The organism is Microlunatus soli (genome assembly GCF_900105385.1).
Lineage (GTDB): Bacteria > Actinomycetota > Actinomycetes > Propionibacteriales > Propionibacteriaceae > Microlunatus > Microlunatus soli.
The window spans coordinates 2,693,142-2,705,734 of record NZ_LT629772.1 but is presented as its reverse complement, the minus strand read 5'-3'; the positions used below and the strand labels follow the sequence as shown (position 1 = coordinate 2,705,734).

General features: G+C 65.2%; 11 protein-coding genes. 10 read left to right on the top strand and 1 reads right to left on the bottom strand.

The features are described 5' to 3' along the window. The first annotated feature begins 235 nt into the window (after window positions 1–235). From BLU38_RS12500 to BLU38_RS12460, 9 genes are all read left to right on the top strand, one after another. Window positions 236–1,144 (top strand): alpha/beta fold hydrolase, encoded by a 909-nt coding sequence (locus BLU38_RS12500; RefSeq protein WP_197680097.1) that lies wholly within the window; start codon window positions 236–238, stop codon window positions 1,142–1,144. Window positions 1,145–1,522: 378 nt separating this feature from the next. Next, window positions 1,523–7,387: a polymorphic toxin-type HINT domain-containing protein gene (locus BLU38_RS12495; protein WP_172836127.1), complete on the top strand. Its 5,865-nt coding sequence runs from the start codon at window positions 1,523–1,525 to the stop codon at window positions 7,385–7,387. Window positions 7,388–7,410: 23 nt separating this feature from the next. After that, a complete protein-coding gene (locus BLU38_RS12490; protein WP_231920312.1) occupies window positions 7,411–7,647 on the top strand; it encodes a hypothetical protein in 237 nt (78 codons plus the stop codon). A 390-nt stretch (window positions 7,648–8,037) separates the two neighbouring features. Continuing rightward, window positions 8,038–8,376, top strand: coding sequence for a hypothetical protein (locus BLU38_RS12485; RefSeq protein ID WP_172836126.1), 339 nt, complete (start codon window positions 8,038–8,040; stop codon window positions 8,374–8,376). 434 nt (window positions 8,377–8,810) lie between these two features. Beyond that, on the top strand, window positions 8,811–9,041 hold the full coding sequence (locus tag BLU38_RS12480) for a hypothetical protein (RefSeq protein ID WP_091525208.1): 231 nt from the start codon (window positions 8,811–8,813) through the stop codon (window positions 9,039–9,041). Between the two features lie 335 nt (window positions 9,042–9,376). Further along, complete coding sequence (locus BLU38_RS32355) at window positions 9,377–9,700, top strand: DUF4926 domain-containing protein (protein ID WP_157683421.1); 324 nt, start codon at window positions 9,377–9,379, stop codon at window positions 9,698–9,700. Then, on the top strand, window positions 9,645–10,130 hold the full coding sequence (locus tag BLU38_RS31390) for a hypothetical protein (RefSeq protein ID WP_197680095.1): 486 nt from the start codon (window positions 9,645–9,647) through the stop codon (window positions 10,128–10,130). The genes BLU38_RS32355 and BLU38_RS31390 overlap by 56 nt, the downstream gene beginning before the upstream one ends. Window positions 10,131–10,415: 285 nt before the next feature. Continuing rightward, entirely contained in the window at window positions 10,416–10,829 is a 414-nt protein-coding gene (locus BLU38_RS12465; RefSeq protein ID WP_091525202.1) for a hypothetical protein, read from the top strand. A 2-nt stretch (window positions 10,830–10,831) separates the two neighbouring features. Further along, window positions 10,832–11,182 carry a hypothetical protein gene (locus BLU38_RS12460; RefSeq protein WP_091525199.1) on the top strand — a complete coding sequence of 117 codons (351 nt, stop codon included), beginning with the start codon at window positions 10,832–10,834 and terminating at the stop codon, window positions 11,180–11,182. A 9-nt stretch (window positions 11,183–11,191) separates the two neighbouring features. On the opposite strand, the gene BLU38_RS12455 is transcribed toward BLU38_RS12460, so the two are convergent. Further along, window positions 11,192–11,737 carry a TetR/AcrR family transcriptional regulator gene (locus tag BLU38_RS12455; protein WP_231920311.1) on the bottom strand — a complete coding sequence of 182 codons (546 nt, stop codon included), beginning with the start codon at window positions 11,735–11,737 and terminating at the stop codon, window positions 11,192–11,194. Between the two features lie 85 nt (window positions 11,738–11,822). Here BLU38_RS12455 and BLU38_RS12450 point away from each other — a divergent pair, with 85 nt between their 5' ends. Next, on the top strand, window positions 11,823–12,563 hold the full coding sequence (locus tag BLU38_RS12450) for an SDR family oxidoreductase (RefSeq protein ID WP_091525191.1): 741 nt from the start codon (window positions 11,823–11,825) through the stop codon (window positions 12,561–12,563). The last annotated feature ends 30 nt before the right edge of the window (window positions 12,564–12,593 follow it).

Below are 12,593 nucleotides of genomic sequence, written 5' to 3'. Positions count from 1 at the left end.
TCCGGCGAGGACGTCGCCCACGCGAGCGTGATCACCGGGCTCTGTAAATGTGCATCTTTCGACGCGGGCGGCGGATCCGGGAGGACACCGGGGGCGGCTCTGAATCCAGCGCGGCCGGTATAACCCCGTGCACCGGCTCTTCGGACAAGTCACTTCCCGGACCCGCCACTGAGCATCGTACGAGGTCGGCCGTGCGCCAGCCGGACTCGCGGGTCTCCGTCTCTACAATTCAGACGTGACCGACAACGGCGATCCCGACACCGTGGATCCGCGACATCCGCAGGGGACGCCGGGCCGCGCCGACATCACCGACGGCCGAGAACTCTTCTACCAGGAGCTGCCCGGCCCGACGCCGACCGTCGTGTTCGAGGCCGGGCTGGCGTCGACCCGTTCGATCTGGGGTCTGACCCAACCGCGCCTCAAGGGAGTGGCCCGGGCCGTCGTCTATGACCGGGCCGGGATGGGGCACAGCCCGCGCGCCGCGGGACCGCGCCGACTGACCGATCTTGCCGCCGATCTGAACGGCCTGCTCGACGCGCTGACTGCGGACCCGGCGGATGATCAAGGCTTCGTCCTGGTCGGACACAGTCTCGGCGGCCCGATCGTCCGGCTCGCGGCCGCCGCGCGTCCGGACCGGATCGCCGGCATCGTGCTGGTCGACCCTGCCGACGAGGACTGCGACGTCTACTACGCCGAGAGCACTGCCAGGATCGACAGGATCCAGAACACCCTGTTCCCGCCGTTGGCACGGATCGGGCTGCTCCGCCGGATCTACGGCCTGACCGTCGGTGCGATGCCGCCGACGGTCCGCGCCGACCTGTGCCGCGAGATGTACACCCCGAGCGCGGTCGCCACCCAGATCGCCGAGTCCAGCACCATGACCGAGGGACTACGTGCCCTGCAGACCGACCCGGCGGACCTGGCAGACATTCCGATGACCGTCATCTCGGGCGGCACCAACGCCGGGATCGGCGCCGACGCGCGACGCAAGATGATCACCGCGCATCGGGCTCGCGCCGCTCGGTCGGTCCAGGGCCGGCACCTGGTCGCCGAGAAATCCGGACACCTGGTGATGATGACCGAACCGGAGCTGATTGTCGCCGAGATCGAGCGGATGCTGGCCGCACGGGCCGCTCAGCAGTGATCATTTCTTTGCGTCGTTAAACACATCGATCGCCTCGCCCGATGCAACTGAGCCGAATCTGAGCCGGCCAGGCTCGGTGTTTCGGGGCTTTCCGGCAATAGCGACGCCGACCACCTCGTACTGGATAGGGAAATGCCCCTGCCGATTGCTACCGTTCATCGGTCGCTCGACACCGGTCCGCAGCCGGACGAGCGGCGGACGTGGCAGCCAGGCGAGCGATCGGGGCGCTCACCCGGGCGAGTGGGGCAGTCGGGAACCATTCGGACGAGCCCGCGCGGTCCAAGCGGAACGGATCGCTCGGGCGCTGCGTCAACGGTGAAGGAATGCGCGATCCGAACGCGGGTCGCGGGCGTCGGCGACAGGGGTTATAGATCAGTCATGGGTAGTGCGAAAGATCTGAATATCGATGACCTGAAGGGCATGCCCGACGTCAAGTTCGACTTCACCGTGTCCTCGGACCTGAAGCGGACGTTCCGCGCTGCGGCCACCCTGCTGTCCGGCCAGCGATCAAGCCGATCGACCTGGCGCTCCACGGCCGCGACCGACTTCAAGGGCTACTTCTCCGAGATCTTCACGTCCAACGGCACCACCCAGCTGAACGATCTGGACGAGATCGTCAGCAATCTGCGGTTGGTCGCGACCCAGGTCGAGGGCGTCGAGCAGGACGCCCGCGAGGAGAACAGTCGCCGCAAGACTGCCCGCGAATGGGCGCAGCGGCAGAAGGACCGCAACTGGCTCGAACGTCGCCGGGACGACATCTTCGGGGGCGAGGATCCGCCGGACGTCGAGATCTCCGATTCCGGTCCGAGCAAGAGCGTTCCGGCGAAGACGCCCGGGACCCGTCAGACGCCGCCGCCCGGCTCCGGCGGCGGCAGCGGCGGCACCACGTCGGCCCGCCCCTCCGACCTGCGGACGTTTGCCACCAACACCTCCGGCGGCGACGACTCCTTCAACGGCACCGTCAGCGGATTGAACACCCAGGTCACCAACTTCAGCACCTCCTGCTCCTGGGCAACGCTGGACGCCTCCGGGCCGATCGACGCGCTCAAGGAGTGGTTGCGGCTCAACGGGGAGGACGGCAAGTGGGCGACCACCGTCGCCGACGCGTTCAAACGGGCCGGTGGCGAGGGGAACATCTCCTATCTGAACAACAGCACGATCGCCCAGACCCTGAAGAACAAGGGCATCGCGGTCAGCCGATCCGACATCAAGGTCGACCCGCCGACCGCCTACGGCAGCCCGCCCACCACCGGCTACTCCGACGACCCGATCAACACCGCCACCGGCAACTTCATCGAGAACGAGGTCGACCTCGGCTTCACCGGTTCGGCATCGGTGCTGAGCCTGGCACGGACCTACAACTCGCTCAGCGACGCAACCGGCGGCTTCGGCCGCGGCTGGAACTCCTGGAGCGAGGCCCGTCTGACACTCACCGACGAAGCCGCCAGACTGCGGCTCTTCGACGGCCGAGAGATCGTCTTCCCCCGGCTGGGTGAGGGCTGGGACCGCGCCACCGGTCAGAACATGTGGCTGTCCCGTGAGCCGTCTGGCAACGGCCAGCAGCCGGGTCTGATCGTCACCAACTCCGACGGCCTGCGCTGGATCTTCACTGCCGACGGGCGGCTGCTGTCCACCGACAACGGCCCCGGCACCACGATCGACTTCGGCTACGACGACGCGGGTCGACTGGCCACGATGCGGCACGAGTTCGGCCGGTCGATCCGACTGGACTGGGATGACCGGAGCGGCCTGATCGCCGGTGCCGAGAGTTCCGATGGCCGTCGGGTTTCCTACTCCTACGACGATTCCGCGCGACTGGTCGCCGCGATCACCCCGGCCGGGACTCGCACCTATCGGTGGAACGAGGACGATCTGATCGAGGCCGTGATCGACGCCGACGGCGTGGTCGAGGCCGAGAACACCTACGACGAGCAGGCCCGGGTCGTCACCCAGCGGTCGCCGTTCGGCCGGGTCAGCCGGTTTGTCTACCTCAACGGCGGCGTGACCGCGGTCTCGGACGAGGACGGGAACCGGAACAACACCTGGATCTCCGACGGCAAGGGTCGGCTGATCGGCGTGATCGACGCCGAGGACAACCGGCAGTCGACCAGTTACGACCGCTACGGCAACCCGGTGATGATCACCGAACGCAACGGTGCAGTCACCGTCAACAGCTACGACGACCGCGGTCGGCGGACCGAGCAGGTGATGCCGTCCGGTGCGCGGGTCCGGTGGACCTACGACGCCACCGATCGGCCGGTCACCGTCGCCGTCACCAGCACCGATGATCATGGGGCCGCGGTCGAGGCGACCACGCACTACTCCTACGACGGTGACGAGCGCGATCCGTCCCGGGTGATCGACCCCGAGGGTGGGGTCACGCTGATGACCTGGGCCGACGGTCTGCTGAAGAAGATCGTCGACCCCGAAGGAGTCACCCTTCGCTTCGACCATGATCAACACGGCGAGCTGATCGCCTCCACCGACGCCGACGGCAACGTTGCCCGATTGGAACGCGATGATCTCGGCCGGGTCGTCGCTGCCGTGACCCCGTTGGGGAATCGGACCAGCTACCGCTATGACGGTGCCGGTGCGCTGCTGTCCCGGCAGGATCCGGACGGCGCGATCTGGCGCTACGAGACGACCGCCGGCGGCCGGGTGACCGCGATCATCGATCCGCTGGGCGGCCGGACCGAGGTCGAGTACGGCGAACACGGTGAGCAGTCCCGGATGATCGACGAGTTGGGACGTGCTGTCACGTCGGCCTACGACGACCTGGGCAACCCGACACGTTCCGAGCTGCCCGACGGCAGCGCCTGGGAGTTCGGCTACGACGCGATGTCGCGACTGACCTCGACCACCGACGCCAATGGTGCGAGCTGGCAGGTCGACTACGACAAGCAGGGCTTCGTCTCCCGGACGGTCGACCCGACCGGCGTCGAGGAGACCGTCGAACGCGACATCCAGGGACGCCCGACCCGCGCCGGCGACCTGCTGGCACACAGCACGGCGTCCTACGACGCGCTCGGTCGTACGGTCACCGAAGCCGGTCCGGACGGTGCCGCCGACCGTTACCGCTACGACCTGTGCGGACGACTGATCGAACACACCGATCCGACCGGTGCCACCACCAAGATCAAGAGGGACGCGGCCGGTCGGCCGGTGGCGATCACCCACCCGATGGGCACCACCTACCGCTATGAGTACGACGACTGTGGCCGACGTGCTGCCACCATCGATACCGACGGCTCACGCTATGCGTTCAGCTACGACGGCGACGGCCGACTGATCCGCGAGGACTGGCCGACCGGCGAACAGGCCTGGCTGTCCTACGACGAATGCGGCCGCGTGGTCCAGCGATTCGAACCGGGCAAGGGAACCGCGACCTTCGGCTACGACAAGCTCGGCCGCGTCGTCCGCCTGACCGACGGCTGGTACGGCCGACGCAAGGTGCAGTACGACGCCGCCGGTCAGCTGGTCGGCGTCACCAACGCCGCCGGTGGTCAGACCCGCTTCGAATACGACGAGGTCGGCCAGTGTGTGGCGACGATCGATCCGCTCGGTAGCCGTACCGAACGCCGCTTCGACATCGTCGGACGGCTGATCGCCGAGATCGATCCGCTGGGCCGGACCACTCGGTACGGCTATGACGCCGCCGGACGGCAGACCCGTCGGATCGATCCGACCGGTTCGGAGCTGTCCTGGAGCTACGACCGGACCGGTCGGTTGACCGACACCCTGGCCGGTGACCGGCTGCTGTCCACGATCGAACGCGACTTCACAACCCGGACGATGCGGGTCCGTGAGGGTGACACGATCAACGAGCTCGTTTGGGACGAGAACGGTCAGCTGATCCGCCGGATGCGGAGCAGGGACAGCGTTCCCGGCGGCGGCATCGGGCTGTCCTGGAGCTACGACGGCGACGGTCGGCGGACCGCGTTCACCCGTAGCGACGGAACCCAGACCCAGTACGAGTACGACCAGGCCGGCCGTGTCACGGCGTTGACCGAGCCGGGGCTGGGTCGGGCGGTGATCGATCGGGACGCGATCGGTCGGATCGTGTCGATGACCGCACCGGGTCTGCATGCGACCTGGGTGTGGGACGGCGGCGTGATCGTCCGTCATCAGGTCACTCGCAACGGTGAGACCGAGACCACCGAGATCGAACGCGACGACGCCGGACGGGTTGTCGCGCAGCGGACGAACGATGTCCGGATCAGCTACGGCTACGACGCCGCCGGCCAGTTGGTGGAGGCTCGTCGCAGCGACGGCTCGGTGACCAGCTACGGCTACGACGCCAGCGGCCGGTTGATCAAGGAGACCACCGACGGTCGGTCCACCTCCTACACCTACGACTCGGCCGGGCAGCTGCTGTCGCGGCGGGGCCCGGACGGTGTCACCGACTTCGGTTACGACGCCGGCGGCCGCCGGATCTCCGAGGCCGGCCCGGAGGCCGATCGTCGGTTCAGCTGGGATCCGCAGGGTTACCTGTCCAAGATCACCACGATCACCCACGCAAACGACAAGATCACCGCGCGGACGCAGGATGTGTCGGATGATCATGATCTTGTGGCTGGTGTCACCGGGCAGACGTCGACGCAGAGTTTCCAGGTGGATGCCCTCGGCGAGCTGGCTGCGGTCGACGGACAGTCGGTGGCGTGGGACTCCGCGGCAGGTCTGCCGGCGTTGGCGCAGGTCGGTGAGATCTCGATCTCCAACTACGGTCCGCTGACCGCGTTGTTGCCCGATGCTGCCGGTCATGCTGGCGAGTCGGGTGGTTGGTTGACCCCGGATTGGCGTCCGCGGTCGACGGGTGTGGATCCGTGGGGTGTTGCGCCGGGTACGCAGGCCGCCGGTCTGCCGTCCGGTGTGGCGATCGGTGGCCAGGCGAATCTGGTTGTCGGTGGGATGGAGTGGATGCAGGCACGGGTCTATGACCCGGGTAGCCGCGGCTTCTTGTCCACCGATCCGTTGGATCCGGTGCTCGGGTCCGGTTGGGCGGGTAACCCGTACTCGTTTGCCGGTAACGATCCGCTGAACCAGTCCGACCCGTGGGGTCTGAAACCCGTTACGGACAAGGAACTTCAGGCCTACCGCGATTCCAACAACGGCGCGATCTCCAACGCCTGGAACGCGACCACGTCGTGGGTGAAGAACAACTGGGAGTACATCGCCGCCGGAGCCATGATCGTTGGTGGTGTGGCGTTGATGTGTACCGGTATCGGTGGCCCGGTGGGTCTGGCGTTGGCCGGTGGCGCGCTGTCGATGGGTATGTCGGTCGCTTCGCAGAAGGCGACCACGGGCAAGGTCGATTGGGGACAGGCCGGTGTTGACGGTCTGACCGGCATGATTCCAATCCCAGGAGCCGGCGCAGCGGGTGCGGTCTTGAAAACCGGAGCCAAGACCGCCGTCAAGGAGGGGCTGGAGAGCACAGCGAAGAACGGAATCCGAACGACCGCATCCGGTGGGCTCAGAAGCGCCGAGTCGACGGTTGCACGGACAGCCTGTTTCGCGGCGGGGACGCAGGTTCTCATGGGTGACGGCTCCTCCAAGAGCATCGAGGACGTCCAGATTGGTGACGAAGTCGTTGCAGCCGATGTCGAGACAGGGGAAACCCAAGGTAGGCGGGTTCTAGAGACGTACGTCCATCAGGATGTCGCCACGGTTGAGGTTGAGACGTCGTCTGGCAGGATCACGTCCACCGACGAGCATCCCTTTTATGTGGAGGGTAGAGGCTGGACGCCGGTCCGCGATTTGAGACCCGGCGATCGACTGGTCGACCCGAAGGGATCATCGGTTGAAATTGCCGCAATCCGGTACACCGGGAACAAGGAGGTCGTGTACAACTTCAATGTCGAGGGTCTCCATAATTATCATGTTCAAACCGATGGGCAAACGTGGATCCGCGTCCACAATACGTGCGGGACATATGCTGCCAGTGCACGTAGTGGAGCTCTGTTGAAGACCCATCTTCGGCAGGTTGAGAAATACGGCAAGGGCGGAGTAAGGGAGCTCGAGAGCGGTCGATTCCGGTACTACGACACCCTGAACCCAGCGAGGAAAGAAGGGGAGATGGCGGGACGTCGCCTTGTCAGGGAGTGGGACCCCGCGACCGGTGGAACGCGGACCTGGCATGAGACTCTGGATCATTCCGGTAGGGTGCGTATTGTCCGTCCGGAGACGGGCGGGCCGAAGGTGCACTACACGTTTGACAGGTCCGGGAACTATGGAGGGTCATGGTGAGATCTGTGCCGGACCGAGACTCTGTGCGTGAACGGCTGTTGGCCCTGCTATCAGGGCGGATGTCGCGAGAAGAAGTAGCTGATTGGGCTAACCCGTGGGTGACAGCAGACGATCCGAGCATTGAGGACTCCGTCGTATGGGAGGCGCTCAAAGAGTTGGCTGGGGCCGATCTCAAAGTGAGTCCCAGCGCCTACCTGCACGGAGAAGACGATTTCCATGCGTGGCTGGATGCAATCGAAACGGCTAACGCGAGCGAATGATCCAAAGTTTGCGCTTCCCCGGCGTTCTCCGTGGCCGCTCAACGCCGCACAGGCGCTCGCCGGATCCAACGCGACGGCCGGTGTTGACCTGGTCACGTACTTCGGGAGGCAATTCTGACGGGCGATGCATTTCTCGACAAGTTCACTGAGGTCGTCGCTGACGCGGGCGGCTCTGCGCCGGAGTGGCCAAGCCGCCTGATCGATCGGTGGGACGCGCTCGTGTCCGAGGTAGAAAGTGGCTACGACTCGACAAACTACGAGTACGAGAATGATCTCGCTGTGCGTAACCTGCTTGCTGCGGTGATCACCGACTCGCAGTTGGGTCACGAGCGACCTCGAGAGTATGCGCCCTCGGCTAGGATCAGTCGGAGGACCTATGTGGATACGACCATGAGTTGGCCATCGCCAACCGACCTGGCTGACGCGCCCCTATGGCGAAACTATGTCGTCGCGCAGTGTGTGCAGGCTGCCCTCGGAGAGCTTCCTCGACATGTTGTCGCATACGGCGTCTCCATTGACGAATCCGAGATCGAGTTGCAGTTTCAGCTCTCGGAGATCGTGCCGGATGATCGCGATAGCATCGATGAGATCGTCGATGATCTAGAGACGCTGATCGGCCCACACGTCAACGTGGCCGTGACTCGCAAGCACGTAAGTCAACCGAACATCAGTCCGCACGATGGCATCGCGTGGATCTTCATCGCACCTCCTGAGCATCGCGGCCCGTGATCGTCCGTGTAGCCCTGGTTGCAAGTGCGTATGCGCGTGACGTGCTGACGGACATCCGGTCGACGCGTTCACGGGCGTGGCGAGACCGGACGCACGTGGAACTGGAGCCATAATGAGCAGCAAGCACGAAATCACCAGCCTGCTGCCACTTCGAGTGGACAGATCGTTGCGACCGAACAGTTCTTGAACCTTACCGGAGAAAATTGGAATATCAGCGTCAACTGCAATTGGGAGCTTCGGCGACAGGATGGATCGCTGATTTCTACCTGGGAATCTCCGTTGGGGTCGACTACTGCGGCGGCGGGTGACCTCGTCGGCAGTTCGGTCGTGAGAGTTGACATCGACGAGGACATATACGATCCGACCCTCCAGGGAAGAGACTTTGTTGCGGTCTCGGGCACAGGCTCCGAATACATCGTTACAGTGATGATCCCATGAGGTACCAAGCTGAGGTCGTGGCGGCGGCTCGACGTGTCGTTGGCGGGGATGACTCGACCAACGCCGCCGCTGACCTGGAACGAAGCATCCACAGCAACCACCCGAGTTCCGAAGAGTTGGACGACCTGCTGGAGGCCTTGGCGCTATACCAGCCCCTGGCCGGCGCCCCATATCTCAACCATCATGAACTGGTTGAGGCGATTCGAAATTCGGGTGTTCTCGATTGATGTGGTGACGCATTGGTCGACCCGAAGGGCAGCGAGGGCGTGGTTATCTGGCTCTTCACAATCGAGGGTGTAGTCGGGGTCTGAATCCGCCGGTCGCGAGTAGGCAGCGGGCGAGATCTCTCGGTCGAGGGCAACGGCGCGGAGTTCTACGTGGGCAACGTCCCTGGTGGTGACGAACCTCCGCCGGACTTCACCTCAGCTAGTGAGTGGGAGATGCACGACGGGTTGGCCAGCTGGACTTCCGAGTTCGAGGTTGTCGGGGCGTCGTTCGTTCCGTGAGTGCGCCGTTCGCGAGCCGTCGAGGGCGAAATGGCACGTAGGAGCTGGACGAGAATGTGAGGGAACCAGGGCGACGCACTGTCAGCGGGGCCGAGTTATTCCAACCGTTCGACGTCGTTGTCCTGCCGGAGGGCATCCCGGAGGCGGGAGTCCCCGCGGGATCTCGGGCGGTCGTGGTCGAAGTCCACCGCGCGACCCTGGGTCTCGCCTATGAGGTGGAGGTGTCGCGCGCCGACGGGCGAACAACACTGCTATCGCCGCGGCGAGCTCTCGTTCACCGGCGTCAGCCGTCTGCAGTGGTCGGCGGCCGACGTCCGTCCCGCCGTGGACGCTTCGGGCGAGCAGGACTACGGCAACATCGACACCTTCGAGTGGGATGAGCGTGCCGCCCGATTGGAGGGTGATTGGGGACAGATCGACGTCAGCTGGTCTGGGGTCGAGGTGTCTCTCGAGGACTCCACCGACGCGGCCCAACACCTGGGAGCTTCGGCGATCAAAGACGCCCATGACCAGAAGCAGCTGGGGACCGGCAGGACTGTGGAACTCGGCGAGAGCGAGGCGATAACCATCTTTCGGGCGCTCAACGAGGTCGTCGTCTCCCTCGACCGCATCGGCAGCCGCCAGGCGGGTGGCGAGGACCCGGATCGCTTGTACCTCGACGGCTACTTCTCTGAGGACGGTGCAACACTGCGGCTGGCGGAGGCGCGGAGCGTGATCAACAGTGCGGTCGAGCGCGTGTTCGGCGAGGACGAGTCGGATGCCCTGGGCGAAGCGATCGTGTACTGGACCGATCGTCATCCCGACCTCTGAATCGACCGGCACAGGGGCGGCGATTTGATCATGAGAATGCGTGAGGACCCCAGCTTGCTTGCTCGGCTGCGGTTGCTGAGGCTCGGCGAACAGTCCTATGCAGACGAACTGGCGGACGAGTTGGATGATGGAGCCCAGCTGGGTCCGTGTCCGTCTCTCCGCACGGATGCACTGTTCACCAGCGAGTAACACGGCTCGTTCGCCGTCGAGTGCCGTGCAGCCGTGAGATGGTGGGGCGGTGAACCGCGGCCACCGAATAGTCGCACTGATAGCGGTAGTGACGTCATGACTGACTCGATCGAATTCCTCCGGCGTTACCGGGAACTTGCGCGGTCCAGCGGCTGGCGGGCCGTCGATTCGCCGTTTCAACTCGTTGACCGCTGGGCGGAGTTCGTCGGGCTGTGCACCGAGGACTACGACGAGACGATCTACGAGTACACCAATGACCGCGCTGTCCGTGACGCCCTGCAGATCGTCCTGGACGATCCCGAGCTCGCGCGTTACGAACGCTTTGATCTGCTGCTCGAGGCGGTTCGTTCACTTGATGCGCAGTTCCTCGCCGCCTGCCGTACCGACGTCGCGATGGCGCCGGCCGGATCGCCGTGGTGGCAGCGATGTGTGCCGCGCACCGCGAGCGGCGAGTTCGCCGACGACCTCCGACGGCTCCACGGCATTGAGCCGGCAAGAGACGGACCCTGATCATGAACGCTGAAACCGATCTCAGCGGCGATCACCCGGCTGCCCGTCCGGCAACGATCCGCTTCCTGACACCCGAAGAGGGCGGCCGGATCACGCCGGCGAGGTCCGGGGTGCGACCGCAGCTCGCCCTGGACGACTCCTTCACCTCGTGCATCGTGGAAGCAATCGGATCGGGTGACCTCCCCGCTGGAGTGCAGGTCGATGTGCGGATCAGGCTGTTGTTCCCGTGGATGGAGCAGGAGTTCTGTCGACTGCGGATTGTGCGGCTGTACGAGGGCAACAAATTGGTGGCAACCGGTGAGTTCGGTGATCAACAGGTCGATGATCATGAGCCAAGCGAGCAGCCGGGCTGACGCAGGTGATCAGGATCGGATGCCGGTGCTCTGCATGCCCTGCAGGAGTACGTCCAGCAGCCTGGGGACCCGGTCGTCCCATTCTTCCGGCTGGACGTGAGCCAGGAACCAGGACAGCAAGATCACGTCCCGCGGATCCAGGTCGGTCCGCAGCACGCCCGCGGCAGCGCCGGCACTCAGCAGCTCGTTCAGCGCCCGGCCGAGCTTGGTGTGGGTGTGGGCGGAGATGTCGGCCCACACTGAGGATTCGACGGCGTTGATCACCCCACCCTTGACCCGGGCATAGCCGGCGAGCTGATCGAACCAGCGCTCGAGCGCCTCCAGTGGCGAGTGCTGCTCAAGCAGCAGATGCGCCCGCTCGACGAGTTCGTCGATCTCCTGCTCATACAGCGCGCCGACGAGTTCGTCCCGGGTCGCGAAGTGCCGATACAGGGTGCCCTGTCCGATACCGGCGCGCTTGGCGACGGCGCTGAGTTTGAGCTCGCCCGGTTCGGCGATCAACTCCCGAGTGGCGTCCAAGATCGCGGCTCGGTTGCGAGCAGCGTCGGTGCGCACAAGCCTCCAACCTCCCTTGAAAGCGGACAACATGTCCGGTTAAATGTAAGTGGACAACGTGTCCGTTACGGGAAGAAGGATATTCATGGGACCACTCGACGACAAGGTCGTGGCGATCACCGGGGCGAGCAGCGGGATCGGTGCCGCCACTGCCCGCCGGCTCGCCGGCGCGGGCGCTGCCGTTGTGCTGGGCGCTCGCCGAGCCGACCGGCTGGACGCCCTGGTCGACGAGATCCGTGCCTCCGGTGGGCGGGCGGAAGCCGTGGCGACCGACGTGACCGATCCCGCCGCGGTCGTCCGACTGGTCCGGACAGCGGTGGAGTCCTTCGGGCGGCTCGACGTGCTGGTCAGCAGCGCCGGCATCGGTCCGATCTCACCGATGGCATCACGACGCACCCAGGACTGGGACGCGATGATCAACGTCAATCTGCGCGGTGTGCTGAACGGGATCGACGCGGCCCTGCCGGTCTTTCGGACGCAGGGTCGTGGCCATTTCGTCACGATCGTCTCGACAGCGGGCATCAAGATCGTCCCGACCATGGCTGTCTACGCCGGCACCAAGAACGCGGTGCGCACCGTGCTGGAGGGCTTGCGGCAGGAGTCGACCGACGGAACGATCAAGACCACGGCGATCTCGCCCGGTTACGTACGCACCGAGTTCGGCGACTCGGTGACCGATCCTGAGATCCGGGCGCAGGTCGGGCAGGGCATGGAAACCTTCGCGCTCGATCCCGACGCCGTCGCCCGGACGGTCGAATTCGCCGTCGATCAGCCCTGGGAGGTAGAGATCGGCGAACTGTCCATCCGCCCGACGGTGCAGGGCTGATTGGCAGGCTCACGAACAGGTTCAACGGTA

Excerpts from the sequence above, each read along its gene's own strand:
- BLU38_RS12495 (WP_172836127.1), top strand. The coding sequence starts at position 1,523 with ATGGGTAGTGCGAAAGATCTGAATATCGATGACCTGAAGGGCATGCCC.
- BLU38_RS12485 (WP_172836126.1), top strand. The coding sequence starts at position 8,038 with ATGAGTTGGCCATCGCCAACCGACCTGGCTGACGCGCCCCTATGGCGA.
- BLU38_RS12480 (WP_091525208.1), top strand. The coding sequence starts at position 8,811 with ATGAGGTACCAAGCTGAGGTCGTGGCGGCGGCTCGACGTGTCGTTGGC.
- BLU38_RS12465 (WP_091525202.1), top strand. The coding sequence starts at position 10,416 with ATGACTGACTCGATCGAATTCCTCCGGCGTTACCGGGAACTTGCGCGG.
- BLU38_RS12460 (WP_091525199.1), top strand. The coding sequence starts at position 10,832 with ATGAACGCTGAAACCGATCTCAGCGGCGATCACCCGGCTGCCCGTCCG.
- BLU38_RS12450 (WP_091525191.1), top strand. The coding sequence starts at position 11,823 with ATGGGACCACTCGACGACAAGGTCGTGGCGATCACCGGGGCGAGCAGC.